Raw genomic sequence first — 23,692 nt, 5'->3', positions numbered from 1 at the left:
GGATAGGGAGACTGCACGTGCGGATTCTTCTGGTCGAGGACGAGGCCGGCATGGTCGACGCGCTGACGGTCGCGCTGCGCCGCCATGGCATCGCGCTGGATCACGCTGGCACGCTGGCCGCCGCGCGCAGCCTGGCCGACAGCGGCCAGCACGACGCGGTGTTGCTGGACCGGCGGCTGCCGGACGGCGACGGGCTGGAGTTGCTGGTTCGGCTGCGGGCCCGGCAAGAGGGCGTGCCGGTCATCGTCATGACGGCGGTGGGCGAGCTGGCCGACAAGGTCGGCGGCCTGAACGCGGGCGCCGACGACTATCTCGTCAAGCCCTTCGCGTTCGATGAATTGCTGGCGCGCTTGCGCGCCGTGCTGCGTCGTCCCGTGCTGATGCAGCCCGATGTGGTCCGGCTGGGCGGACTGGCTTTCGACCTGACGCACAGCGAGGCCAGCGTCGCGGGCCGGAGGCTGGAACTGCCGCGCCGCGAACTGCTGGTGCTGGAAACCCTGGTCCGGCGGGCCGGCCGCACGGTGGTGCGCGCCGCGCTGGAAAACGCGGTGTTCAGCCTGGATGACGACATCCAGTCCAACGCGCTGGACACGCATGTGTCGCGCCTGCGGCGCAAGCTGGAACAGGCGTCGGCGGGCGTGGAGATCTGCGGCATCCGCGGCGTGGGTTATTTGCTGCGGGCATTGCCGCCCCAGGCTGCCGCATCATGACGGCGGATGGCGTTTCCGATTCGCGGGCCGGACGCCGCGCCTCGCTGGGACGGCGGCTGGTCTGGCGATTGGTGCTGGCGCAGGTGGGCATACAGATCCTGGTCGTGGCGCTGTTGTTCGTCACCGGCAACCTGGTCGAATTCTCGACGCAGGAGAACACGGTGGAGATCCTGCAGGAGGCCGTGGCGCGCGATGCGTCCGGCGCGCTGGTGCTGCGCGACACGCCACGCCTGCGCAGCCTGCGCGCCGAGCAGCCCGATCTATGGGCCGTGTTGCGGGACGGCCAGGGCAGGGAGTTGCGCGATGGGCCCGTGCCGCCGGAGTTCGCCGCCCTTGGCGGTGCGCTGGACGGCGTGGGCCAGGCGCGGCTGGGCTGGAACCTGGGCGATCCGCCGCGCGGCACGGCGCGGATGCGCAAGGTCGAGACCGAGGCGGGCCGCGTGGCCGTGCTGACGGGGCCGGCCAGTTCGATCACGGCGCGCAATGCGCTGATCGGGGCGGGCCTGGTCCTGGGGAAGATGGTGCTGCCGATCGCGTTGATGACGCTCGCGGCGACGCTGCTGGCCACCCATCTGGTGGTGCGGCGCACGCTGGGCGGATTGCGCGCGGCGGCCGAGCAGGCTGGCCGCATCGACATCGATCGCCGCGAAACGAGGCTGCCCCTGGGCGACGTGCCGGAAGAAGCCGCCGCGCTGGTGCGGGCGGTCAACGGCGCGCTGGCCAGGCTGGACGAAGGCTATGCGCGCCACCAGCGTTTCCTGGCCGATGCCGCGCACGAGCTGCGCACGCCGATCGCCATCCTGAACATGCGCCTGGAGGCCTTGCCGGCCGGGCCGGAGCGCGCCCGCCTGCTGGAGGACGCGGCGCGCCTGTCGTTGCTGGCGGGGCAATTGCTCGACGCGCAGCGGCTGGAGCGCGACAGCGCGCCGCTGTTGCCGCTGGACCTGGTCGAACTGGTGCGCGGCGTCACGGCGGAGCTGGCGCCGCTGGCGGTTGGCGCTGGCTACCAGATCGCATTCGAGTCGGCGGCGGAGCCGGTGATGGTGGCCGGGGACTGGCCCGCGCTGGAGCGGGCCGTGTCGAACCTGGTGCAGAACGCCATCCAGCACGGTGGCCGTCGCGGCGTCATCACCTTGCGCGTTCATGGCGTTCGCGCGGTCGAGGCCTGCGACCAGGGCGACGGCGTGCCGCCGGGCTGGCGCGAAGACATCTTCAAACCCTTCGTCAAGGAGTCGCCGCACAGCACAGGCGCCGGCCTGGGCCTGAACCTGGTGGCCCGCATCATCCGTCGCCACGGCGGCGAGGTTTCCGTGTCGTCCGGGCCGGATGGCGGCGCCTGCTTCCGCCTTGATTTTCCCGAGCCCGGCGACGCCGATGCCGCGGCCGAACTCTGCCGGAGTCCGATATGACGTTTCGCGCCATGGCCGCGCGCCTTGCTCGCGGCCGTTCACTCGCGCGCGAGGCGCTGCGGGTGCTTGCGTGGCCCGCCATCCTCTGCGCCGGACTGGCCGGCACCGACGCCGCGCTGGCGACGGCGTCGCCGATGTTCTGGTTCAATCTGGTCTATCTGGGCGTGGTCCTGCTGATCCTGGCCTGCGAGCGCATTCTGCCCTATGAGCGGGCCTGGCAGGCCGACGACGGAGAGATGCGCGACGACCTGGCCCATACCCTGTTCACCAAGGGCGTGGCGCAACTGGGCGCCTATCTGGCCACGCTGGCCGGCGCCGCCTCCGCGATCGCATTGCAACCCGCCGCGTCGCAGGCCGGGCCGTGGCCCGCGCAATGGCCCATGGCCCTGCAGGTGGTCCTGGGGCTGGCGGTGGCGGAGCTGGGCCTGTATGTGGCGCATCGCGCCGCGCATGAATGGCGGCCGCTGTGGCGCTTCCACGCGCTGCATCACAGCGTGCGCCGTCTTTGGGTGGTCAACACCGGGCGCTTTCATATCGTTGATACGCTGATGAAGATCGCATGCAGCCAGACGCCCTTGCTGCTGCTGGGCGCGCCCTTGCGCGTGTTCCTGTGGGTCAGCGCAACGACCGCCTTCATCGGCCTGCTCACCCATTGCAACGTCGACGTGCGCACGGGCTTCCTGGATCGGATCTTCAGCACGCCGCCGCTGCACCGCTGGCATCACTCGAAGCGACTGCCCGAGGGCAACCGCAACTACGGTGAAAACGTGGTGCTGTGGGATAGGCTGTTCGGCACCTATTATCATCCGCGCGACCGTCGTCCGCCGGTGGATATCGGCATCAGCGGGCGGATCCACGATGGATTCCTGCGCCAGTTGTGGCAGCCGTTCTCGGCGCGCGGCGCGCGCGACATCATGGAGCCCGCCGCCAACGCGGAGCGGCCGGCTGCGTGAGCGGGCCTGGATCCGTTGGCCGACGCAAGCGGCCTGGCCTGCGGATGGGGCCGCGGGTGTCAGGCAGCGCGCTGCGATTCGGCGCGCCGCGCCCCGGGCGCGGGCCAGCGCAGGATGAAGCGCGCGCCGCCCAGCGGGCTGCCATGCACGCTGATGTCGCCATGATGCGCGGCCGCCACGCGCTGGACGATGGCCAGCCCGAGGCCGGCGCCGCCGGTGCCGCGGTCGCGGCTCTCGTCCAGGCGGATGAAGGGTTCGAAGATCTTGTCGCGGTCCCTGGCCGGTATGCCCGGGCCGTCATCGTCGACGATCAGTTCGTAGGCGCCGTCCGCGCGAGCGGCCAGGGATACATGCACCAGGCGGCTGGCATAGCGCACCGCGTTCTGCACCAGGTTGAGCAGCGCCCGGCTCATGTAGCGGCGGTGCAGGCGGACCTGCGGCGGGCAATCGCCGTGCACCACGCAACGCACGGCGCGCGCCTGCGCCAGATGGTCGACCTGCGCCAGCGCGTCGCCGAGCCAGTCGCGCGCGTCGACGGTTTCCTGCGGCACCATGTCGTCCGTCGGCCGTTCCAGCCGCGCGTAGACCAGCAGTTCCGCCACCATGCTTTCCAGCTCGTCGATGTCCGCCTGCATGTCCTGCAGGATATGCTCGCGGCGCGCGCCGCTGCGGTCCTGCCGCAGCAGGTCGACTTCGAAAGCCAGTCGCGCCAGCGGCGTGCGCAGTTCGTGCGAAACGGCATTGGTCAGGCTGCGCTGGTTCTCGATCAGCGCGGCGATGCGCTCGGCCATCTGATTGAAGCTCTCGCCCACGTGCCGGATGCCGGCTACGCGGGACAGGCGCACGCGGGTGCCCAGGTCTCCCTGGCCCATCAGCTGCGTGGCGTTGCGCAGCACGTTCAGGTCGCGCCAGATCGGCAAGGCCCACAGCAGGAACAAGGCGGTGGCCACGATCAGGCTCAGGAGCAGCCATGCGCTCCACGCCAGCAGCCTGTCGGCAGGGCTGTCGCCGGGTTGGCGCACCTGCAGCCATTGCGCCGGCTCGCCGGGCAGGGGAAAGAGATAGACGCCGTTGTCTTCGCGAAAGACCACGCCCAGGCGGGTGAGCTGGTCTCGCTCCTTGTCGCCGAGCCGGACCTGTTCCTGGGGCAACAAGTGGATGTCGGCGCCATACAGCGGCGCGATCTCCGCGTCGATGATGCGCGCCCGGTCCGCCGGCGCGATGGCGTCCAGTTCCTTGTGCAGGGCGTGCAGCTCGCCGCGCACCGCGCGCAGGGCGACGTTCTCGATCTGCGGCGTGAAGAAATAGTTCAGGCTCCGGTCCACCATGAAGTACGCCACGAAGAAGCTGACGATGGCGACGATGAGGATGCGGAGGATGAACTTGATCATGGACGAATGCGCGCGTGGCACTGGCGAAGTGGCGCGATCGTACTGCCATGCGCGCACAGGTTCCGGCTGACTCTGTGCTGAATTTGTGAATAAATTTGCAATCCGGACCCGCTACGCCCATTGGCTGCGCAGGCTGTCGGGTAGCGGTACGCCGCTACGCGAGCCGGGCTTGCGGCCAGGCGGAACCCTGGTTGTCGCGTTGACAAATCTCGCTCAAATCTTGACGGTCGGCTTGCATCTCGATGCGCGGGATCTGCCTATGATGACGATCCCTTTTTTCGGGCAGGGGCCGTGCTTGTCATGACACTCCGTACGTGTCGCCGTTCCCGGCCGATCTGGCCGTGGCGGCGTGGCGCGGCCAGCGCCGCGCTGGCGTTGTTGGCATTGCTCCTGCCACTGGCCGCCCAGGCGGCGCAGGCGCGGGGCTCCTGCCTGGAAATCGTCCTGCTGGAAAAAGGCGGACGCCTTACCTTGCGCGCCAGCGATGGCAAGGCCGACCTGACAGTGGCCAGCGAGCGTTCCGTCAATGCCATCGCCAAGGAGTTCCTGAAGGTCTATGAAGCGTTGGATGGCAACCAGGGGCTGGATGCCAGGTTCGATGCCAGGCTGGAGCTGCTGTCGGTGGAATTGCTGGGGCCCTTGCGTCCGGCCTTGAGGGAGGCGGCTTGCGTGGTGTTCGAGATCAATCCCCGCTTCCTGCATTTCGCGCTGGATCTGCTGCCGGTGGACGGCGAGCCCTTGTTCCTGGCCAAGCCTACCGCCTTCGCCCTGTCCCGGCCATCGTCCACGGCAATCGAAGACCCGGTCGTCGGCCGACCGCTGCGCGGACTGATCGTGCGCGATCCCGAAACGGATCCGGAGGATGGCGCGGGCGAAGCGCAGCGGCTGTTCCCGGCCTCCGACTTGTTGCACATCGAACAGGCCGATCCGCGCATGTTCGCGCACGCGGACTACGATTTCCTGCTGATCAGCGCGTACGGATCGGTAACGCCTTCCTGGGGATCGGCGCCGGCGGACGAGGACGACGTCATCGAGCTGGGCGAGCGTGACATGGAGGCGGACGCGCTGGACGGGTCCCGGTTCAAGCTGGTCTATTTGGATTCGAGCCAGCTGGGCATCAGCGAATCATTCATCGCGTCGGCGCGCCGCAATGGCGTCCGTCATTTCCTGGCGCCTCTCATCAACAACGAGGCCGGCAATTCGTCCACGCTCATGATCCGTTATTTCTTTGGAGGCTTGAGCCAGGGCCGCTCGCCGATGGACGCGCTGTTCCAGGCGCGTCGCCGCATTCACCAGGAATTCCTGGGCAGGGCAGGCCGGACCGAGCGGCTGTATTACGCCTATCCGTTCCGGCTGTATCTGCTGTGACCGCCGCGCTGGAGCGCCGCGTCCCGCTCCAGCGGGAAGCCTTCGTCCAGCCAGCCGGTGATGCCGCCGGCCATGAGCTTTACCGGATAGCCCAGGCGCGCCAGCGCGGCCGCGGCGCGGGCCGCGCCGTTGCAGTGCGGCCCCGCGCAGTACGTCACGAACAGCGTGCCGGCTGGGTACTGCTGCCGCATGCGCGAGGCGATGATCTTGCGTCGCGGCAGGTTGAGCGCGCCGGGCACATGGCCTTGCGCATAGAGTTCCGCGCTGCGCACGTCCAGCAGCACGAAGCCGGGATCGGCTTGCTGGCTCAGCGCCTCGTGCGTGTCCCAGCAATCCGTCTCGAACCGGAGCTCGGCCTCGAAGTGCCGGACGGCCTCATCGGCGGGGGCGGCGGGGATCTGGGTCACGGCATTGGCTGGCATGTTGGGGCTCCTGGTTCGGGATGAACGCGCAAGGGCGCGCAGGCCCTATTGTTGTCGTCCGCGCATGAGCGGACAATTGGCGGATTCGCCATTTATCGATCAAATCATGCCAAAACCAAAAAAGCCTCGGCCGCCGTCCAATCCCCTGGTCGCGGCGTTGGTGTATGACGGCTTGTGCGTCTTCGAATTCTCCTGCGCGGCCGAGGTGTTCGGCCTGCCCCGGCCTGAGTTCGGCGCGGACTGGTACCGCTTCGAAACCTGCGCCGTGGGCAGGCGCAGGGTCAGAAGCCAGTACGGCCTGATCATGGAAAGCGATGGCGGGGCGGACAGGCTGGCGCAGGCCGGCACCATCATCGTTCCTGGCTGGCGCGGCGCGGACGAGCCGGTGCCGGCCGCCGTGATCGACGCCTTGCGCCTGGCCCACGCGCGCGGCGCGCGCCTGCTGTCGATCTGTTCCGGGGCCTTCGTGCTGGCGGCGACCGGCCTGCTCGACGGCAAGCGCGCGACCACGCACTGGCGCTATGCCGATGCCCTGCGCAGCCGGTATCCGCGCATCCAGGTCGATGCGGACGTGCTGTACGTCGACGAGGGGCAGCTGCTGACGTCGGCGGGCAGCGCGGCGGGCCTGGATCTGTGCCTGCACCTGCTGCGTCGCGATTACGGGCCAGCCAGGGCCAACCAGGTGGCGCGCCGGCTGGTGATTCCTCCGCATCGCGAGGGCGGCCAGGCGCAGTTCGTGGAGTCGCCGGTCGACCAGGAAGAGGGCGGTTCGCTGGCGCCGGTGCTTGATGCGCTGCGCGCGCGGATTGACCAGCCCTTGCGGATCGCCGATCTGGCCACGCGCGCCGCCATGAGCGAACGCACGTTCCTGCGCCGTTTCCAGGCGGCCACGGGCATGACGCCGGCCGACTGGATCGTGCGGGCCAGGCTGGATATCGCGCGCGAGCTGCTGGAACGCACCGGGCTGTCCATCGAGCAGATCGCCACGCGGACGGGGCTGGGCACGGCCATGACCATGCGGCATCATTTCCGCCGCAAGATGGGCGTGAGCCCCACCGAATACCGCCGCCAGTTCGGGCAGCGGGAGGTCGTGGCAAACGCTTAGCGCGGCGGCAAGGGTTCAGGCGCGCATCCGCGTCTGACGCCGTCGGGGCAGGCCGCCGGCCAGCTGCGTGAGCCAGCGCCGCATGGGCGCGGAGTAGTAGCGCGCGACCAGGCTGCCCAGCAGCGCCGACAGCAGCACGGCCAGCGCCGCGCTGGCGCTGAGCGCGGCCGAGCACCAGCCGTCGGCCGCGACGGCGTTGCGGCACGACACCGAGGCCAGCAGCATCACCGGGAACATGTGCGTCAGATAGATCTCGTAGCTGTTCACGCCCATCCAGCGCAGGAACGCCAGGCACAGCCCGGGCGGCTCCAGGCTCGGCCTGCGGCGGCTCCAGGCGATCAGCAGCAAGGCCGTGCCGATTTCCAGCGCTGTCACGTTCAGGCCGGCGCCGGTCAGTCCCAGCCCGTAGGTCGCCTTGCGCAGGAAGAACACCAGCACGAACAGGACGCCGCCGCACAGCATGAACAGGCGGGTCGGCACATGGCGCGCGCGAGCGCTGTACAGCGCGGCCAGGCAGCCGATGGCGATGCCGTCCAGGCAGGAAAGATAGGAGTGGTCCGCCCAGATCTCGTTGTCGGTGAAGGCGACGCGGGCGAATGGCCCCAGCGCCACGAACAGCAGCAGCGTCAGCTTCAGCAGCCGTTCTCCCGTCGCCAGCGCCAGCATGCAAAGCAGCGGAAACGCCAGGTAGAAGGCCTCTTCCACCGACAGCGACCACAGCACGTTCCAGGCGGCGGGCAGATAGCCGGTGCGCGCTTCCAGCCAGTTCAGGTGCATGCCCAGCGCGGCCAGCGCCGCGCGCGCCAGGCTGGTGGTCTCGATGACGAATCCGGGCACGTCCAGCCCGTGCAGCGCCGCCAGCACGATCAGCAGGAGCAGCAGGCAGGGATAGATGCGCGCCGCGCGCCGCAGCAGGAAGGCGCGCCAGGGTACGGCATCCAGGGATCCCCAGCGTTCCAGCGCCGAGCGCGTGACGAGGAATCCGGAGATCACGAAAAAGATGATCACGCCGTAGTAGCCGCTGCGGAACACGATGTTGAACAGCGCCTGGGGCAATATCCTGCCAAGCAGGCTCTGCTCCTGCGGCATGTGGATCTGGATGTGCAGCAGCACGACGCACAGCACGGCGCAGCCCCGCAAGGCGTCGATCGCCGGCGTGCGCTGCGCGTCCATGCTGATGTGCGCCAAGGCGGCCGACGGTCGGTTTGCTGGCATGGGTAGTCGGGCGGGGGGTGTGCAGCCGCCATGCTAGCCAGGCATTCGTGATGGGATTGGCGGACTCTGTATGGATTTTGTAATCGCGACGGCCTTGCGTCTTGAAATTAGGATTTTTCCAAATTAAGATTTTTCCGAAATGAACGACACTTTCAAAGCGCTCTCCAATCCCATCCGCCGGGAGATCATCGCCGCGTTGCGCGAGGGGCCGATGGCGTCCGGCGATATCGCCCGGCTGTTCGACATGAGCTGGCCCACCATCACCGGGCATCTGGCCATCTTGAAGGACGCGGGGCTGATCGAGGCCGAGCGCGCCGGCACCTCGGTCCGTTATCGGCTGGTCTCCGGCGCGTTCGAGGATGCGCTGGCGTTCCTGCTGGATCTGGCGGGAGCGGGGCGCCCGGGCGCGCGGGCGTCCAAGACCAGGAAACCGGGAACATCATGAAAAGCGTGGAATCATCGGACGGCCTGCTGGGCAAGGGCGTTTATGCGCTGGTCGCGGCGCAGGTCGGCCTGGCCGGGTACATCGCCCTGTTCGGGCCGCAGGGGCCGTTGCCCATGCACTTCGACATGCACGGCAATGTCGACCGTTGGGGCAGCAGGCTGGAGGCCGCGGGCGTTCTGCTGGGCTTCGCCGTCCTGACGCTGGGCCTGGAGCGCATGATGAAGCGCCTGCTGGGGCGCGCGGACGTGGCGGCCGGTACCCGCAAGTCACTGGTGGCGGCCCGCGTTTGCACGGCGCTTGGCTTTGCGTTCGTGACCACGCTGCTGGCGGCGCTGGGGCTGGGCCGGGTGCAGCCGGGCGCGGACCCGCTCTGGATCGCCCGCTGGGGGCTGGTGCTGGCATGGGTGGGAGTCCTGGTCGTGGGCGCCTTGCTTGGCAAGGCCGGACCCAATCCGTGGGTGGGCCTGCGCGTCTACTGGACGCGGCACAGCCGCCTGGCCTGGGAGCGGGCCAATCGCATGCTCGGCCACATCTATTTCCTGGGCAGCCTGGCCGGACTGGCGCTCTTGCCCGTCGTGGATGAAGCGCATGGCTATGCGCTGTTGCTGGCCGTGGTCTTCGGTGGCGCGTTGGCGGCCACGATAGAAAGCTGGCGGGTCTGGCGCGCGGATCCCGAGCGACAGGCCTGAGGCTGGCTGGGGCAGAGGCGCCGGCATGCGGCGCAATGGCGTCCCTGAAATGGAAGAGCGCCCCAGCTCTGGATGAGTCTGAGGCGCTCCTGCCCGGCTTCGCACGCGATGGGTGTCAGACAGCCCGGCGAGTCCAATCTACTGCCGGGGGTTGTGGCGGGCAATAGGGAAAACCCCAGAAAATCAGGGTGTTACACGTCCCCATATGGCGGGGCGCGGGCCGTCGCCGGCTGGCGGCGGCAGCCCGGATCGTTGCTGTCAAGGCGAGCGGGCCGGTTTTGTCCGTCTCGGCATGCGCGAATGGTGGTGCGTTCGCCTGCCGCCGACACTGTGGATCCCTACACAGTGTCGGAGAACGAAAATGCGGCGCGATTTGAAGCGGAAGCGGCAGGCGGGCCAGGGCATGACCGAGTACATCATCGTCGTGGCCCTGGTGGCGGTGGCGGCCATCGCGGTCTACCAGTACTTCGGCCAGGTGGTGCGCGCGCAGGTCGCGGCCATGGCCAATGAGCTGTCCGGCGAAGACGGCAGCGCGTCGCTGCGCGCGGGGCGGCAGGCCGCGCAGAAGGCAGCGGGCGAAACCCGGGCCGTGTCACTCAAGGCCTATGGCGGCAACGTGGCGGGCGGCAAGTGATGGCGCGCCACGGCCATGCCTCGGCGCAGCGCGGGCAGGCCTTGGTCGCGGGCCTTGTTCTGCTTGCCGGCGCCGTTGCGGCGCTGGTCGCCATGCATGGGCTGGGCCGGATCATCGAGCAGCGTGTCCGGCTGACCCACGCCGTGGACGCGGCCGCGTACAGCGGCGCGCTGCTGCAGGCGCGTCATCTCAATGCCATCGCCTACGCCAATCGCAGCCAGATCGCGCATCAGGTCGCGATGGCGCACCTGGTCACGTTGGCCGCGTCTGCGCGCTACCTCGATAGCGCGCAGGCGCAGGCCCGGCGCCGCAACCCACCTCCCAATCTGCTGGGCAACCTGTTCGGCGCCAGCGCCGGGAAGGCTTATCGCGACATGCAAGGCCTGCCCGGCGCCGAGGCCGGCCTGGCCGATGCGCTGGCGCGGCACGACGCCGTCGTGCACGGCGTGCTGGCGGATGTGGCGGCGGCCGAGGCCCGCGACCTGATCGCCGAGCGCGACCGCATCATGTCGCGGGTGCTGCATGCCAGTTTTTCTGGCGCGCAAGCGGATGGGACTTACACGGTCGCAGCCGTCGATACGCCGCTGGCCGGTCTGAGCCTGCGCGTGCTTGATGACGGCGCGGCGGGATTCATCGAACGCATCGCGCCCGGCTCTGGCTCAGGCTCCGGCTCAGGCCTGGCCGACGCCGCGCGGGCGGCGGCGCGGCGCTACGGTTTCCTTGCGTCACGCGATGCCACCCGCAGCGGCGCGACGGCGGTCTTGTCGTCATGCCCATCGCTGCGCAATGAGCTGCGGCGCGGCGGCGCGACGTGGCTGGGGCCGGACGGCCGTTGGGCGGCAGTCGACACGCAGTCTTTCCACGCCCTGCGCAGCAATCGATGGATCGGCTGCTATTTTCGCGAGTACGCAATGGGATGGGGCATCGCGCTCGATGGCGCCAGCCCGCCGCCCGCGAGCCTGCGCTACGCGGATGCGCCGCCGGCGGACTTTTCGCAACAGGACTTCTGGCGCTGGGTACAGGCCTTTGCGGGCTGGGACCTCGTGGCCGGGACGGGCAATCCGCTGGCGAATTCCTACGGCATGGCCCAGGGCCGGCTAGCGGTCGGCTCGGGGCTGCCCGCCTACCACGATGTCGCGCGGTCCAGGCAGGGGAAGCCCCTGCGTTTCACGGTGCAGGCGCGCCTGGCGCCAAAGGACAGAACAGAGATTGCGCATCCGGGCAGTCCGTACACACGGACCATCGTGGCGTCCAGCACGGCGCAGACCTATTTCGTCCGGCCGTCGCCGAGCCTGGATGGGCGGGACGAGCTTGCCACTTTGTTCCGTCCGTATTGGCAGGCACGGCTGGCCGCTGCCGGGCCTGCGGAGGAAGGCCAGGAGGGCAGGCCATGAGGGACGTGTGCTTTCCGCTCGCCGCGCAACGCGGGCAGGCCTTGATCGAATCCGTGCTGTTGCTGTCCTTGCTGACGTTGTTGCTGCACGCCGCGCTGGGGCTGGGGCGGGCGCAGCTTGCGGCCATGCAGCTGGGCGATGCCAGCCGCCAGGCCGCCATGGCTACTGCGCGCGGGCAGGCCATGTCCTTGCACGACGCGCGGAATGGCGTGGTTCTGCGCGGCACCGCGCAGGTGGCTCGCGGCGGATCCGCGTCCGCGGCGAGCCAGTCCTTGCGCAACGATTGGCTGGGCGAGGCCCGGCTGGTGCAGGTACGTGCCGATACCACAGTCGCCATGCCGTCGCCATTTTCCGGCTTGCGCGTCAGCCGCCAGGTCCAGGTACTGAGCGGGGCGGGGCATGCACGGGATGATGCGGACGCGCAGCGTCGGGTCGGCGCCGCGAGCCTGTCGTGGCGGCGGGTATCGCAGGTTTCGCAGGAACGCGCGCGCGCCATGGTTCAACTGCTGGAGACGGCCGAGTCGCCTTGGGGCCGGCCCGCGTTCTCCTTGGATTGGCTCGCGGCATGGCATGACATTGCACCGGCCGACCGCCTGTTCGCGGAAAGGGGGCGGCGATGAGATTCCTCTTGTCCCGGTTCTTCGTCGCGCCGTGCGCACGGGGCGGCGCCCACACTGCGTCACTCTTTGGCTCCGTGGCCGAGATATGCCGCTGCGCGCTGGCCGCGACGCTGGCCTTGACGGCTGGCGCGTTGCCCCGCGCGGGCGCCCAGACCGTGCCTGCCTTGTGGCCGGATGCGGCGGCGCGCGGGCTCGTCGCCGATGGCATGGCATCGGCGGCCACGCGGCCCGCAACGCCTGCCGACCTGCAACTGGCCGCCGGTGCCCGGCGGCAGTGGTTGGCCGACCGTCTCTGGCTGTATGGCCAGCCGGCGGGCGTGCTTGTGTTCGATACGCCGCAGGACGTGCCGGAACTCATGCGCTCGCTGTCCGGGCAGCAGCCCGCCCTTGTTGATCTGCATGTGTTGTCCGGGCAGGTCTTGCTGTCGGGAATGGTGGGCGACGCGCAATGGGTGGCGCAGATGGAAGCCGTGGGGGCGCGGCGTACCGTCGGCAGCATTTCCCAGGTCCGGCTTGGCGCGCCGGCCGCGTTTGCGCCGCCCGCGTGGCTGCCCGCGGATGCGAGCCTGAAGCTGGATTTCGAAATCCAGGAAGACGGCCGCCGGGTGCGGGAACAGATCTGGCGCAGCGCCTTGTCTGCGCGTCGGGCGCAGGCCTTGGCGCAGCGCCGCCTGCGCGACGCGGGCTGGCGCGCCGCGCGTGTTCCGACAGGCGCGGCGCAGCGCTGGGAGCGGGACGGCGCGGCATTGCAATGGACCGCGACCCCGGTGGAACAGGGCAGCGGCATATGGATCAGGAGCTGGACACGATGAAAACCCTGTTGATGCGGGCGTGGCGCCGTTTTGGCGCCTACGGGCTGGCGCTGGCAGCGGCCCTGGCCACGGCCTGGGCGGTGCGCGAGCATGTCGGACAAGGCGAGCCCGAGCCGGTGGCGGCCAACGCGCCCGTCGTCGAACGACTGGTCGCGGCCGAGGACATGGCGGCGGGCACGCGGCTGGACGAATCGCACTTGCAGCGACGGCAGGTTCCCGCGGCCTGGGCGCCCCGTGCCAGCCTGGATCCGCTGGCGGCGCAAACACTGCTGGGTGCGGTGCTGTCAGCCGATATCAATGCGGGCGAGATCATCCTGCCGGCTCATCTGCTGGGCCAACCCGCCGGGCAGGCGTCGACGGCGCCTGCGGCGCAGCTCGCGCTGCCAGCAGGGATGCGCGCTTTGCATGTGACCGTTGCCGATCTGGGGCCGCTGGCTGGCCGGCTGCGCGTGGGCGACAGCGTCGATGTCTACGCGTCCTTTGCCAGCGACGGCGCGCGCAAGGCCGTCCCGGTGCTGCAGGCGGCCCGGGTCCTGACCGTCGGCGCGCCGGCCGACGATGGCGTGCCGGATACGGCGAACGCCATGTTGGCGGTCAGTCCCGAGGATGCCCTGCGCTTCGTCGCTGCCCGGCAGGGGGGCATCCTGACCGCCATGCTGCGTCACCGGGACGATGCGGTGGCCGTGCACGATGAGGGGCCTGCCGATCTGGCCGCCTTGCAGGGCACGCCTGCTGAGCCCGCTCCGGCGGCTGGCGTGGTCATCCTCTACGGGGACCGGCTGGGCGGCACGGCGCCGCGAGGCGCGGGTGACGGATACGGTGTCGGGGCAGACGGGGGCGCGGCATGGCGTTGAACCGTTATCGGCTGGCCGCCATGCTCGGCCTGTGCGGTTGCCTGGCGGGCGTTCAGGCGCAGACCATCCCGGTGGAGCTGGAGGTGGGGGAAAGCCGGGTGTTGTCCCACCCGGGCGTGCGTCGCGTGGCGGTCGGCAACGGGCAGGTATTGCGCGCGGCCGAAGCCGACGGGCAGGAAATCGTCATCTTTGGCCGCGCCGAGGGCGAGTCTTCGGTGCACGTCTGGACGGATGCCGGACGGCCCAGCGCCTATGCGTTCAGAGTCGTGCCGGCAGGCGCCGCGCGCCAACGCGCCGAGGTCGAGGCGCTGCTCGCGCGCATTCCGTCGGCCCGGAGCATGCACGTCGGCGGCAGCATCGTCATCGAAGGCGACGATCTGTCCGACCAGGACCGCGCCCGCATCGCCGCGCTGGCCGAGCGTTATCCGTCGGTGCTGGACCTCACGGGACAGGTCGGCTGGGACCGCATGGTGCTGCTGGACGTGCAGGTCGTGGAGATCCCGACCTCGCGTCTGCGTGAGTTCGGCCTGAGGTGGGATGGCCTGACGCAAGGCGGGGTGAATGTCGGGCTGGCCTGGGACGGCGGCTCCACGGGCCGTCTGGAGCGGCCCGGCGAAGCGCCGGTCGCCACGAACGGCCCAGTTTCCAGCGCGGCCGGCTATTTCGGCGTGAATGCGCTGCTGTCGGCGCGCCTGGCCTTGCTGGCGCAGCGCGGCGAGGCGGTCATGCTGGCCCAGCCTCAGCTGCTGGCGCGCAGCGGCGCCAGCGCGACCTTTCTTGCCGGCGGCGAATTGCCCTATGTGTCCACCGACGCCAATGGCAGAAACGCCACGGTGTTCAAACCCTATGGCGTATCGCTCAAGATCACGCCGCGCATCGACCGCAACGACGTGATCCGTTCACTGATCGAAGTCGAGGCAAGTTCGGTGGATACCAGCCTGAACTTGCCGGGTGGACCCGCGCTGCGCATGCGCCGCGCGTCCACCGAGTTCAACGTCCGATCCGGCAACACGCTGGTCATCGGTGGTTTTCTGTCGCGCGAGCAGGGCCGGGACGTGAGCGGCCTGCCGGGATTGCTGGACGTGCCCGTACTGGGGGCCTTGTTCGCGTCGCGCCGTTATCAGCTACGCGAAACCGAGCTGGCGATCTTCGTGACGCCGCGCATCGTGTCCGCGCAGGATCCCGGCCTGGCCGAGCGGGCGCGGCGCGGCCGGGACCTGCTCGACGCGGCTTTTCCCGAACCTCCCCGCCTGGGTACATCGTCCCTGGCCGTCGATCCGGGCCCGGCGGCGGGGTGGGATCCCTACCGCGGCCCCGGGTCCCAATGGGCGGACGTCGCTGCCGTGCGCACGCAGCAGAACCAGGAGTGATGCCATGCTGGATATCGAACTGAGCTTTCCCGACGCCGCGCCGCGCCGGGTGAGCCTGCCGTCGCCGGTGCTGGTGGGGCGCGCGGCGCATTGCGGGCTGCGCATCGCCCATTGGCGCGTGGCGCGCAGGCATGCCTGGCTGCGCGCCGTCGAGACGGGCGTGCTGCTGGAAGACCTGGATTCGCTGTCGGGAACCCTGCTCAACGGCGCCAGGGTGGAGCGTCTGGCGGCGGTGCTGCCGGAGGACGATATCTTCATCGGGCCATGCCGCCTGCGGGTGTCGCGTGGCGCGGTCCCTGACGCGCGAGTGCCTGCGGCCACGGCGGCAGGGCCGCATTCCGGCGCAGCGCCGTTGCCGCGCGAAACAGACATCCTGCCCGAGCCGGCGTTCGCATTCAGGCTGGCGCATCGCCGGCGCCTGCATGCGGCGCTGCTGGAAGCGCTGGACCTGCGGCGGCGGGACCTCGCCGGTGCCAGCGATAGCGCCCTGCGCGCCGAGGCGGGGCGGTTGCTGACGCAGATCGTCGCCGACGACCAGGACATGCCGGCGGGCGTCGACCATGCCGCGCTGTGCCAGGAAGTACTGGACGAGGCCGTGGGCCTGGGGCCGCTGGAGCCCTTGCTGGCCGCCGCCGACGTGACCGAGATCATGGTGAACCGCCACGACGAGATCTATGTCGAGCGGCAGGGTCGCCTGTACCGCCATCCGGCCGCGTTCTCCAGCGAGCAGTCCGTGCGCTGGGCGATCGATCGTGTCGTCACGCCGCTGGGCCGTCGCATCGACGAAGCGGCGCCGATGGTCGACGCCCGGTTGCCGGATGGATCGCGCATGCACGCCATCATTCCGCCCGCCGCGATTCGGGGCGCGAGCCTGACGATCCGCAAGTTTCCCGGCCGCAGCCTGACGCTCGATGCACTGATGCGCGGCGGTTCGTTGAGCGCGGCCATGGCGGCCTTCCTGGCGTTCAGCGTGCGAGCCCGGCGCAACCTGATCGTCTCGGGCGGCACGGGGTCAGGCAAGACCACGCTGTTGAACGTGCTGTCCAACGAGATCCCCGAGGCCGAGCGCGTGATCACCATCGAGGATGCCGCGGAGCTGCGCCTGGAGCACGCGCACCGGGTGGCGCTGGAGGCGCGTCCGCCCAACCCGGAAGGCAAGGGCAGGATCGACATTCGCGAGCTGGTGCGCAATGCGCTGCGCATGCGGCCGGACCGGATCGTCGTCGGCGAATGCCGCGGCGGCGAGGCGTTCGACATGCTCACGGCGATGAATACCGGCCACGAGGGCTCGTTGACCACGCTGCATGCGAACTCGCCACGTGATGCGCTGGCTCGCCTGGAAGCCATGGTGCTGCTGGCCGGGCTGGACCTGCCGCTGGCCGCCGTGCGCGAGCATATCGCCGCCAGCATCGACCTGATCCTGCAATCGGCGCGCCTGGCCGATGGCAGGCGCCTGGTGACGGCCGTTGTTGAACTGACCGGCATCGAAAGCGGCCGCATCCAGCTGCAGGAGCTGTTTCGCTTCGATCGCCGGCACGGATTCGTGGCTTGCGGCGTGTTCCCGGCTTTCGCCCGGGCCGGGAACGAGATCGGAGAGCTGTGCGACCCTGCCTGGTTTCAGGCGCCGCCATCCCAGGCGTTCGACGGCGCGCGTCATCCGGGCGGTGACATGTCGGAGCGGCCATGACCGGGATCGCGGCCGGACTGGCCATGTTCTGCGTTGCGCTGTTGGCAGGCCGGATGCTGGCAGCGCGCTGGCGTGGGGCGGCACGGGCGGTTCCATGGCCCTTGCGCGCCTTGCACCGGGCCTGGATCCGTCGGCGCGCCGCCTTGTTCGAACGTCAGCTGTCCGTGGCCTTGCTGATGCTGAGTTCCTCGCTGCGCGCCGGCGCCGCGCTCAACACGGCGCTGCGCCATCTGGCCGAGAACGGCGAGGCGCCGCTGTCACAGGAACTCGGCATGCTGCTGCGCGAGCAGCGGCTGGGCATACCCTGGGACGAGGCGCTGGCCCGACTGGAACAGCGGGTGCCGTCCGAGGCAACGGCCCTGACCGCCGCGGCCCTGCGCATCGCCACGCGATCCGGCGGCAATCTGGCCGAGGCGCTGGACCGCATCGCGGACACCCTGCGCGCCCGCTCGCAGTTGCAGGCCCGGCTGCGGGCGCTGACATCCCAGGGACGCATGCAGGCCTGGATCGTCGGCGCGTTGCCGGTGTTGATGCTGGCCGTGCTTTACCAGCTGGAGCCCGCGATCATGAGCCTGCTGTGGCGCACGCCGGCCGGCTGGGGCGTGCTGGCGCTGCTAGTCGCGCTGGAGGCCGCCGGCGTGGTGCTGATCCGGCGCATTGTCAGGATCGATGCATGAGACGGCGCCCCGTGCACGGAGGCAGACATGCTGCTTGATGCCGTAGCTGTCGTCGCGGCGGGGGGCGCGGGCTGGCTGACATGGCTGGCATTGCGATGGCTGGGGGCGGGGCGGACGCGCAGACGGGCCGCCCGGCTTGCGCGCGACATCGAGCGCGACCTGCCCTTCGTGTTCGACATGATGGTCCTGTGCGTGGAAGCCGGAATGAGCGTGCAGGGCGCGCTGCAACTGGCCGCGCGCAGCGGTCCGCCGGGCCTGCTGCGCGACGCGCTGGACCGCGCGCTGGTCGAGATGCGCGCCGGCGTGCCGCAAGCGGCCGCGATCCGGCTGCTGGCTCGGCGCAGCGGCAGCGCCCTGGCGGCCCACTGGGCCGTGGCGATGGCGCAGGCAGAGACCCTGGGCGGGAGCCTGGGGCCGGTGCTGCGCGCGCTGGCCGCGCACGGTCGCGACGACAGGCGGATCCGGGCGGAGCAGATGGCCCTGCAGGCGCCGGTGAAAATGTTGTTGCCGCTGATTGGCTGCATTTTTCCCTGCACCTTCATCGTGCTGGCCTTTCCGGTCGTGGTGCAGCTGTCGTGGAGCCTGCCTTGACTCGCCGGGCGCCGCCGATGGCGCGGCTCCGGCTGCTGCGGGTGGATGGCTGGTGGGGGCGGATGCGGGGGCTGGCGTGGCGCAAGCCCCCGGGGGCGAGGACGGGCATCCTGCTCACGCCGTGTTTCGCGGTGCATACCTTCGGCATGCGCCATCCCATAGACGTGGCCTTCATATCGCGCCTGGGGCGCGTGCTTGAACTGCGCCGGGCGCTGGCGCCGCGGCGCGTGGCGCTATGCCTGGGCGCCGTCGCCGTGGTCGAGCTGCGCGGCGGCGTCGTTGATGCCGAACACGGAGGTATAGGCCGGATAGAAGCTGCAGTACAGCACGCCGCCCGCCGCGATATTGAACGGCACCTGCAGCGTGCCCGCGAACTGCGGCGACAGGCCGATGGTCACGAGCATGCCGGCGCACAGGTCGATGAACAGGAACACCATCACCCAGGCGGCGCCGTAAACCAGGAAGGCCCATTTGTTGCGCCAGCAGGCGACGCCGGAGAAGAACAGCGCCTGCGTCAGGCGCAGGCCGTGCCAGGCCACCAGGACGGGCGCATGCCAGAACAGCGCCGCGACGATCACGTACAGCACGCCGAAGACGGTCAGGGGGACCATCAGGGCCGACAGCAGCGGCGTGATGTCCTTTTCCATCGAGGCCACGCGCACGGCCTCGGACAGCGAGCCAGAGAATGGCAGGAAGGCCAGTAGGCCGATCACCATGCAAAGCGCTGCATACAGCAGGCCCATGAGGAACAGCTTGCGAAAGACGCCGGGCTTTTGCAGCGGCTTGGGCCACATGGACGGGAGCATGACGCGGTCGGCCTCCACGTGCTTGCACGCGGACAGCGTCATCAGCGTGACGATGGGCATGAGCGCCACGAACAGGATTGGCCCTACCGGCGGGATCGCCGTCGCGAAAATGACCAGGAGGCTGATGGCCATGGCCCAGAGGAACATGGCCAGGGGCTGCTTGCGGAACAGGCGGAAACCGTCCCGGACCCATTGCCAGCCGGAAGACGCGGGGAGGTATGCTGCTTGCATGGTGTGGTCTGTTGGATGATCTCTCGAAAGTGAACGCGCCGTGCCCCCCATTATGGGGGGCACGATTGTTACGGCAACTCCGGCAAGCCCGGGAGGTGGCGCGCTTGCAACACTCTTTCGAAATGGCGGGGGTCGTGCGGCTTGAGCGTCTGGGCCGGCCTGGGCAGGAAATAGTCGTACAGGCGCGACAGCCAGAAGCGCAGCGCGGCGCCGCGCAGCATCAGCGGCCAGGCCAGCCGTTCGGCGTCGGTGAAGGGCCGCACCTCGGCATAGGCCCGCAGCCAGGACTGCACCAGCTCGGGAATGAACGCGCCGGTGTCCCGCTCGATGCACCAGTCGTTGACGCTGACCGCCACGTCGAACAGCCAGGTGTCGCAGCCCGCGAAATAGAAATCGATGAAGCCGCCCATCAAGGGATCATCGAAGGTGCCGGCGAACAGCACGTTGTCGCGGAACAGATCGCAGTGCGCCGGACCGGCAGGCAGGCTTTGCCAGGACGCGGTGGCGCTGGCGGCCTGCTGCTCGGCCAATTCCGTCGATAACAGGCGGGCCTGGCCTTCGTCCAGGAAGGGCATGACCTTGGGGGCGGTTTCCAGCCACCAGGACAGGCCGCGCAGATTGGGCTGGCGTATCGGGAAGTCCTGGGCGGCCAGGTGGGTGCGGGCCAGCGTGGCACCGGCCAGCGCGCAATGCGCCGCGCCGGGCGCGGGCTCGTAGCCGCCCGGCAGGCGCGTGACGATGGCGCAGGGCTTGCCGTGCAGGGTCGTCAGGCGCGTGCCGTCGCGCAGGGTCTGTGGCTGCGGCACCGGGATGCCGCGTTCGGCCAGCTGGTGCATCAGCTCGATATAGAACGGCAGCTGTGCGTGCGTCAGCACCTCGAACAGCGTCAATACGTATTCGCCGCGCGAGGTGTAGAGGAAGTAGTTGGTGTTTTCTATGCCCGCCGTGATCCCCCGCAGCGAAATGAATTCGCCCAGGTCGAAATGCGCCAGCAGGGCGCGCGCGTCGTCGTCGGATACGGGAGTGAATACGGCCATTGAGCTTGAGGAAACCAGGGGTTGACGGGCGGGCGGCTTGGGCGCGGGCGCGCCTGTCCGGGCGGCCGCGGCGCAATTTTAGACCACATGGCGGGTGTGCCGCGCAAGACCGCCGGCAGCGCGGCGGGCAGAATCCGCGCGGGGGCCGTAAAATACCGCATCCCCTTGTTTTGACGAGCTATTCTTGGACTCCCCCGACTGGCGGCTGTGCGTCGCCCCCATGATCGACGTGACCGACCGCCATTGCCGTTATTTCCACCGGCTGCTGGCGCCTCGGGCGCGGCTGTACACGGAAATGATCACCACCGGCGCGCTGCTGCATGGCAACGTCGCGCGGCACCTGGATTTCGACGAGGCCGAGCATCCCGTGGCCCTGCAGCTGGGCGGCAGCGAGCCGGACGCGCTGGCGCAATGCGCCAGGCTGGGCCGACAATGGGGCTACGACGAAATCAATCTGAACTGCGGCTGCCCCTCGGAGCGCGTGCAGCGCGGCGCATTCGGCGCCTGTCTGATGGCCGAACCCGACCTGGTCGCCGACTGCATCAAGGCCATGCAGGACGCCGTGGACATCCCCGTGACCGTCAAGCATCGCCTGGGGCTGGACTACGACGACTCGTATGCGTTCGTCCGCGACTTCGTCGGCAAGATCCACGACACCGGCTGCCGCGTCTTCATCGCCCATGCACGCAACGCGGTGCTCAAGGGCCTGTCGCCCAAGGACAACCGGGAAATCCCGCCGCTGCGCTACGACGTGGTCACGCGGCTGAAGCGCGATTTTCCGGATTCTATATTCGTGCTCAATGGCGGCCTGGCCGATGCGGCCCAGTCGGTGGGTGCGGCGGCCGAGTTCGACGGCGTGATGCTGGGCCGCGCGGCCTGGCATACGCCGCGCGTGCTGTCCGAGGTGTCCTTGCAGCTCTGGCCCTCGGTCCGCCTGCCCAGCGACGCGCAGGTGGTGGATGCCATGATGGCCTACGCCGCCAGGCAGGTGGCCCAGGGCGTGCCGCTGCGCGTGATGACGCGCCCCATGCTCGGCCTGGTCAACGGCCAGACCGGCGCGCGCCGCTGGCGCCGCATGCTGTCCGACCCGACGCTGTTGGCCGCCAACAATCCCGGCCTGATCTACGACGCCTGGCGCACCCAGACCCAGGCCCCGAGCCGCCACGACGCCACGCTCGAAGCCGCCCAGGCCGGCATCTGAACGACGCACAAGCGACAAACAAAAACGCCCCGGGCACAAGCCGCCCGGGGCGTTTGAATTTACGGCACACGCCAACCTCTCAAGAAGAACGCCACCTCACAAACTGGCAACCCTCTCCCAAAGCCGGGCCGCACGGAGCCGGCTTCGCCGGTCCGTAGCGGCGCCCCCTTGAGGGGGAAGCGCGAAGCGCTTCGGGGTTGGGCTTATCCCTCCGGTCCGTAGCGGCGCCCCTTGAGGGGAAGCGCGCAGCGCTCGGCGTGGGCCTACCTTTCAGCGCCTTCCAGCGGCCAGTCGCGGATATACGCCTTGAGCATGTTGTTCTCGAACTTCTGCGCCGCGACGATGGCCTGCGCCATGTCATAGAACGAGATCACGCCCATCAATGTCGGGCCGTCCATGACGGGGATGTAGCGCGCGTGCTTTTCAAGCATCAGGCGCTGGACCTCATCGGCGCTGGTGTTGGGCGACACGCTGACCGGGGCGTCGTCCATGATGGCGCGGATGGTGGTGTCGCCCAGCATGCCGCCATGCTCGTGCATGTGGCGGATGATCTCGCGGAACGTGAGCATGCCCGTCAGGGTGCCCAGTTCCATGATGACGAGCGAGCCGATATCCTGCTCGCTCATGGTTTGCACGGCTTGCGATACCGGCATGTCCGGCGACGCCGTATAGAGCGTGTCGCCCTTGACGCGCAGAATCTCGCTGACCTTCAACATTGGTTCCTCCCGGGCGGATTGCGCCCTGATTTCATTTAAGTGTTCTTGCGCGCTTCCGTCCCGAGGGCTGGAACCACTTCATTTCCGGTATTTTGCGCTTCTTGGCACAGATCTTCCAGCGTGGGCGCCGGCTGGCCGCCCAGGACTGACGCCGCCACCCGCAGGATTTCGGCGTCATTGCGCACGCGCGCGCGGGTCTGGTCCAGCAGGAAGCGCTCCACTACGGGCGCCATCGAGGTCTGGCGGGCGTCGCAGGCCAGCATCCAGTTGCCTTCCGTGCTGCGCGCGATCAGGCCCATGTCGTTCAGGGTTTCAAGCACGGCGTTCAGCTCGTCCTGGTGCAACCGCAGCTGCCTGGCCAGGGCGCTGGCAGCCAGGCCCGGCGGGTTGGCGGCCTGGGCTCGGCGCAGCGCGCGCAACGCGTCCAGCGCGTCGACGTAGGCCGCGCCCGGGTAGCGGTTGATCTCCCAGCGTCCCAGCCGGATCAGCGGCGCGCTGGCGGCCAGGGTGGCGCCCAGCAGCACGGCGAGCCAGGACAGATAGATCCACAGCAGGAAGATCGGCAGGGTGGCGAAGGCGCCGTAGATAATGGTGTAGGTGGGGAAGCGGGTCAGGTAGTAGGCGAAGGCCGACTTCATGATTTCCAGCACGATGGCGGTCACGAAGCCGCCGACCAGCGCGTCGCGCCACAGCACGTCGCGGTTGGGCACCACCACGAACAGGCCGGCAAAGCCCAGCCCCGTCAGCACCAGCGGGATCAGGGAAACCGCCATGCTGACGATCTCGGGCACGTCGCGCACCAGCCCCATCGATTCGCGCGCCACGAAGGACGTGGCCCAGAGGCTGGCCCCGGCCACCACCGGCCCCAGCGTGATGACCGCCCAGTACACCAGCGCCCGCTGCGGCAGCGGCCGCTGGCGGGTGACGTGCCAGATGTCGTTGAACGCCTTGTCGATCGTCATGATCAGCAATAGCGAGGTGACCAGCAGGAAGGCACCGCCGATGGCCGTCAGCCGCGAGGCCTGGCGCGCGAACTGGTTCAGGTACTCCATGATGTTGTCCGACACGGACGGCGGCATCAGGCTGTTGGCCAGGAAGTCCTCCAGCGCCACGCGGAATTCCTGGAACACGGGAAAGGCGGTGAACAGCGACAGCACCACGGCCAGCATCGGCACAATGGCCAGCACGGTGGTGAAGGTGAGGCTGGACGCGACCTGCAGCAGCTTCTCTTCGTCGGCGCGCTGGGACGTGAAGCGCCAGGCGCGGCGGACCTTCGTCACCCAGGACGCGCGCGGGGACGAAGGCGCAGTGGCCGCCGACGCGGCGGCGGCGGGCTCGGCGGGGCGATTCATCAG

Annotated in this window: 24 protein-coding genes and 1 pseudogene; 18 read left to right on the top strand and 7 right to left on the bottom strand. The window is 69.3% G+C overall.

The window, feature by feature from the left end; translation table 11 throughout:
- The first annotated feature begins 17 nt into the window (after positions 1 to 17).
- From AC6LJ9_RS15225 to AC6LJ9_RS15215, 3 genes are read left to right on the top strand one after another with little or no spacing between them, the layout of a single operon-like run.
- Positions 18 to 710: a response regulator transcription factor gene (locus AC6LJ9_RS15225; protein WP_212312518.1), complete on the top strand. Its 693-nt coding sequence runs from the start codon at positions 18 to 20 to the stop codon at positions 708 to 710.
- Positions 707 to 2,119 (top strand): sensor histidine kinase, encoded by a 1,413-nt coding sequence (locus AC6LJ9_RS15220; protein WP_498148203.1) that lies wholly within the window; start codon positions 707 to 709, stop codon positions 2,117 to 2,119. Before AC6LJ9_RS15225 ends, AC6LJ9_RS15220 begins: the two co-directional genes overlap by 4 nt.
- Entirely contained in the window at positions 2,116 to 3,072 is a 957-nt protein-coding gene (locus AC6LJ9_RS15215; protein WP_498148202.1) for a sterol desaturase family protein, read from the top strand. The genes AC6LJ9_RS15220 and AC6LJ9_RS15215 overlap by 4 nt, the downstream gene beginning before the upstream one ends.
- Before the next feature lie 59 nt (positions 3,073 to 3,131).
- Here AC6LJ9_RS15215 and AC6LJ9_RS15210 read toward each other — a convergent pair whose 3' ends face one another.
- Positions 3,132 to 4,463: an ATP-binding protein gene (locus tag AC6LJ9_RS15210; RefSeq protein ID WP_498148201.1), complete on the bottom strand. Its 1,332-nt coding sequence runs from the start codon at positions 4,461 to 4,463 to the stop codon at positions 3,132 to 3,134.
- A 300-nt stretch (positions 4,464 to 4,763) separates the two neighbouring features.
- Between AC6LJ9_RS15210 and AC6LJ9_RS15205 the strand changes: the two genes are divergently transcribed.
- Positions 4,764 to 5,831, top strand: a complete 1,068-nt coding sequence (locus AC6LJ9_RS15205) for a hypothetical protein (protein ID WP_498148200.1) — start codon at positions 4,764 to 4,766, stop codon at positions 5,829 to 5,831.
- Here the strand turns inward: AC6LJ9_RS15205 and AC6LJ9_RS15200 are convergent.
- Positions 5,804 to 6,253 carry a rhodanese-like domain-containing protein gene (locus tag AC6LJ9_RS15200; RefSeq protein ID WP_498148199.1) on the bottom strand — a complete coding sequence of 150 codons (450 nt, stop codon included), beginning with the start codon at positions 6,251 to 6,253 and terminating at the stop codon, positions 5,804 to 5,806. The two genes, AC6LJ9_RS15205 and AC6LJ9_RS15200, sit on opposite strands and share 28 nt — an antisense overlap.
- 106 nt (positions 6,254 to 6,359) lie before the next feature.
- On the opposite strand from AC6LJ9_RS15200, the gene ftrA reads away from it, so the two are divergent.
- Positions 6,360 to 7,358 (top strand): transcriptional regulator FtrA, encoded by a 999-nt coding sequence (gene ftrA, locus AC6LJ9_RS15195; RefSeq protein WP_498148198.1) that lies wholly within the window; start codon positions 6,360 to 6,362, stop codon positions 7,356 to 7,358.
- A gap of 15 nt (positions 7,359 to 7,373) precedes the next feature.
- Here the strand turns inward: ftrA and AC6LJ9_RS15190 are convergent, their stop codons facing one another.
- Positions 7,374 to 8,573 (bottom strand): acyltransferase family protein, encoded by a 1,200-nt coding sequence (locus tag AC6LJ9_RS15190; RefSeq protein WP_498148197.1) that lies wholly within the window; start codon positions 8,571 to 8,573, stop codon positions 7,374 to 7,376.
- Positions 8,574 to 8,712: 139 nt separating this feature from the next.
- Here AC6LJ9_RS15190 and AC6LJ9_RS15185 point away from each other — a divergent pair, with 139 nt between their 5' ends.
- The 12 genes and pseudogenes from AC6LJ9_RS15185 to AC6LJ9_RS15130 all read left to right on the top strand — a co-directional run.
- Positions 8,713 to 9,018 (top strand): metalloregulator ArsR/SmtB family transcription factor, encoded by a 306-nt coding sequence (locus AC6LJ9_RS15185; protein WP_498148196.1) that lies wholly within the window; start codon positions 8,713 to 8,715, stop codon positions 9,016 to 9,018.
- Positions 9,015 to 9,707 carry an SdpI family protein gene (locus AC6LJ9_RS15180; protein ID WP_498148195.1) on the top strand — a complete coding sequence of 231 codons (693 nt, stop codon included), beginning with the start codon at positions 9,015 to 9,017 and terminating at the stop codon, positions 9,705 to 9,707. Before AC6LJ9_RS15185 ends, AC6LJ9_RS15180 begins: the two co-directional genes overlap by 4 nt.
- A 361-nt stretch (positions 9,708 to 10,068) precedes the next feature.
- Positions 10,069 to 10,341: a hypothetical protein gene (locus AC6LJ9_RS15175; protein WP_498148194.1), complete on the top strand. Its 273-nt coding sequence runs from the start codon at positions 10,069 to 10,071 to the stop codon at positions 10,339 to 10,341.
- The gene (locus AC6LJ9_RS15170) at positions 10,341 to 11,735 is read left to right on the top strand and encodes a hypothetical protein (RefSeq protein WP_498148193.1); all 1,395 of its coding nucleotides are present in this window, start codon (positions 10,341 to 10,343) and stop codon (positions 11,733 to 11,735) included. Before AC6LJ9_RS15175 ends, AC6LJ9_RS15170 begins: the two co-directional genes overlap by 1 nt.
- Positions 11,732 to 12,355 carry a pilus assembly protein gene (locus AC6LJ9_RS15165; protein ID WP_498148192.1) on the top strand — a complete coding sequence of 208 codons (624 nt, stop codon included), beginning with the start codon at positions 11,732 to 11,734 and terminating at the stop codon, positions 12,353 to 12,355. The genes AC6LJ9_RS15170 and AC6LJ9_RS15165 overlap by 4 nt, the downstream gene beginning before the upstream one ends.
- 8 nt (positions 12,356 to 12,363) lie before the next feature.
- Complete coding sequence (locus AC6LJ9_RS15160) at positions 12,364 to 13,167, top strand: hypothetical protein (protein ID WP_498148191.1); 804 nt, start codon at positions 12,364 to 12,366, stop codon at positions 13,165 to 13,167.
- On the top strand, positions 13,164 to 14,021 hold the full coding sequence (gene cpaB / locus AC6LJ9_RS15155; RefSeq protein WP_498148190.1) for a Flp pilus assembly protein CpaB: 858 nt from the start codon (positions 13,164 to 13,166) through the stop codon (positions 14,019 to 14,021). Before AC6LJ9_RS15160 ends, cpaB begins: the two co-directional genes overlap by 4 nt.
- Positions 14,012 to 15,391, top strand: a complete 1,380-nt coding sequence (locus AC6LJ9_RS15150; RefSeq protein WP_498148189.1) for a type II and III secretion system protein family protein — start codon at positions 14,012 to 14,014, stop codon at positions 15,389 to 15,391. The genes cpaB and AC6LJ9_RS15150 overlap by 10 nt, the downstream gene beginning before the upstream one ends.
- A gap of 4 nt (positions 15,392 to 15,395) precedes the next feature.
- The gene (locus AC6LJ9_RS15145; protein WP_498148188.1) at positions 15,396 to 17,078 is read left to right on the top strand and encodes a TadA family conjugal transfer-associated ATPase; all 1,683 of its coding nucleotides are present in this window, start codon (positions 15,396 to 15,398) and stop codon (positions 17,076 to 17,078) included.
- A 143-nt stretch (positions 17,079 to 17,221) separates the two neighbouring features.
- On the top strand, positions 17,222 to 17,755 hold the full coding sequence (locus AC6LJ9_RS15140; RefSeq protein ID WP_498148187.1) for a type II secretion system F family protein: 534 nt from the start codon (positions 17,222 to 17,224) through the stop codon (positions 17,753 to 17,755).
- A gap of 27 nt (positions 17,756 to 17,782) precedes the next feature.
- Positions 17,783 to 18,346, top strand: coding sequence for a type II secretion system F family protein (locus AC6LJ9_RS15135; RefSeq protein ID WP_498148186.1), 564 nt, complete (start codon positions 17,783 to 17,785; stop codon positions 18,344 to 18,346).
- Positions 18,347 to 18,363: 17 nt separating this feature from the next.
- A pseudogene (locus AC6LJ9_RS15130) lies at positions 18,364 to 18,573 on the top strand (DUF192 domain-containing protein); the annotation flags it as partial.
- Positions 18,574 to 18,579: 6 nt separating this feature from the next.
- Here AC6LJ9_RS15130 and AC6LJ9_RS15125 read toward each other — a convergent pair.
- Complete coding sequence (locus AC6LJ9_RS15125) at positions 18,580 to 19,383, bottom strand: BPSS1780 family membrane protein (RefSeq protein WP_249205174.1); 804 nt, start codon at positions 19,381 to 19,383, stop codon at positions 18,580 to 18,582.
- Positions 19,384 to 19,451: 68 nt separating this feature from the next.
- Positions 19,452 to 20,420: a homoserine kinase gene (locus tag AC6LJ9_RS15120; protein WP_498148185.1), complete on the bottom strand. Its 969-nt coding sequence runs from the start codon at positions 20,418 to 20,420 to the stop codon at positions 19,452 to 19,454.
- Between the two features lie 220 nt (positions 20,421 to 20,640).
- Between AC6LJ9_RS15120 and dusA the strand changes: the two genes are divergently transcribed.
- Entirely contained in the window at positions 20,641 to 21,621 is a 981-nt protein-coding gene (dusA, locus tag AC6LJ9_RS15115; protein ID WP_249205176.1) for a tRNA dihydrouridine(20/20a) synthase DusA, read from the top strand.
- 263 nt (positions 21,622 to 21,884) lie between these two features.
- Here the strand turns inward: dusA and AC6LJ9_RS15110 are convergent, their stop codons facing one another.
- Together AC6LJ9_RS15110 and AC6LJ9_RS15105 are read right to left on the bottom strand one after the other, a co-directional pair.
- On the bottom strand, positions 21,885 to 22,337 hold the full coding sequence (locus tag AC6LJ9_RS15110; protein WP_103275285.1) for a CBS domain-containing protein: 453 nt from the start codon (positions 22,335 to 22,337) through the stop codon (positions 21,885 to 21,887).
- A 35-nt stretch (positions 22,338 to 22,372) separates the two neighbouring features.
- Complete coding sequence (locus AC6LJ9_RS15105; protein ID WP_498148184.1) at positions 22,373 to 23,689, bottom strand: YihY family inner membrane protein; 1,317 nt, start codon at positions 23,687 to 23,689, stop codon at positions 22,373 to 22,375.
- Between the last annotated feature and the right edge of the window lie 3 nt (positions 23,690 to 23,692).

The organism is Achromobacter sp. 1011811831 (assembly GCF_059760905.1).
The sequence above is the reverse complement of the archived record's forward strand: the minus strand, read 5'-3'. Positions and strand labels throughout refer to the sequence as shown.

Coding starts and splice junctions, on each gene's coding strand:
- AC6LJ9_RS15220 (WP_498148203.1), top strand. CDS start 707: ATGACGGCGGATGGCGTTTCCGATTCGCGGGCCGGACGCCGCGCCTCG.
- AC6LJ9_RS15215 (WP_498148202.1), top strand. CDS start 2,116: ATGACGTTTCGCGCCATGGCCGCGCGCCTTGCTCGCGGCCGTTCACTC.
- AC6LJ9_RS15210 (WP_498148201.1), bottom strand. CDS start 4,463: ATGATCAAGTTCATCCTCCGCATCCTCATCGTCGCCATCGTCAGCTTC.
- AC6LJ9_RS15205 (WP_498148200.1), top strand. CDS start 4,764: ATGACACTCCGTACGTGTCGCCGTTCCCGGCCGATCTGGCCGTGGCGG.
- AC6LJ9_RS15200 (WP_498148199.1), bottom strand. CDS start 6,253: ATGCCAGCCAATGCCGTGACCCAGATCCCCGCCGCCCCCGCCGATGAG.
- ftrA (WP_498148198.1), top strand. CDS start 6,360: ATGCCAAAACCAAAAAAGCCTCGGCCGCCGTCCAATCCCCTGGTCGCG.
- AC6LJ9_RS15190 (WP_498148197.1), bottom strand. CDS start 8,573: ATGCCAGCAAACCGACCGTCGGCCGCCTTGGCGCACATCAGCATGGAC.
- AC6LJ9_RS15185 (WP_498148196.1), top strand. CDS start 8,713: ATGAACGACACTTTCAAAGCGCTCTCCAATCCCATCCGCCGGGAGATC.
- AC6LJ9_RS15180 (WP_498148195.1), top strand. CDS start 9,015: ATGAAAAGCGTGGAATCATCGGACGGCCTGCTGGGCAAGGGCGTTTAT.
- AC6LJ9_RS15175 (WP_498148194.1), top strand. CDS start 10,069: ATGCGGCGCGATTTGAAGCGGAAGCGGCAGGCGGGCCAGGGCATGACC.
- AC6LJ9_RS15170 (WP_498148193.1), top strand. CDS start 10,341: ATGGCGCGCCACGGCCATGCCTCGGCGCAGCGCGGGCAGGCCTTGGTC.
- AC6LJ9_RS15165 (WP_498148192.1), top strand. CDS start 11,732: ATGAGGGACGTGTGCTTTCCGCTCGCCGCGCAACGCGGGCAGGCCTTG.
- cpaB (WP_498148190.1), top strand. CDS start 13,164: ATGAAAACCCTGTTGATGCGGGCGTGGCGCCGTTTTGGCGCCTACGGG.
- AC6LJ9_RS15150 (WP_498148189.1), top strand. CDS start 14,012: ATGGCGTTGAACCGTTATCGGCTGGCCGCCATGCTCGGCCTGTGCGGT.
- AC6LJ9_RS15145 (WP_498148188.1), top strand. CDS start 15,396: ATGCTGGATATCGAACTGAGCTTTCCCGACGCCGCGCCGCGCCGGGTG.
- AC6LJ9_RS15135 (WP_498148186.1), top strand. CDS start 17,783: ATGCTGCTTGATGCCGTAGCTGTCGTCGCGGCGGGGGGCGCGGGCTGG.
- AC6LJ9_RS15125 (WP_249205174.1), bottom strand. CDS start 19,383: ATGCAAGCAGCATACCTCCCCGCGTCTTCCGGCTGGCAATGGGTCCGG.
- AC6LJ9_RS15120 (WP_498148185.1), bottom strand. CDS start 20,420: ATGGCCGTATTCACTCCCGTATCCGACGACGACGCGCGCGCCCTGCTG.
- dusA (WP_249205176.1), top strand. CDS start 20,641: ATGATCGACGTGACCGACCGCCATTGCCGTTATTTCCACCGGCTGCTG.
- AC6LJ9_RS15110 (WP_103275285.1), bottom strand. CDS start 22,337: ATGTTGAAGGTCAGCGAGATTCTGCGCGTCAAGGGCGACACGCTCTAT.
- AC6LJ9_RS15105 (WP_498148184.1), bottom strand. CDS start 23,689: ATGAATCGCCCCGCCGAGCCCGCCGCCGCCGCGTCGGCGGCCACTGCG.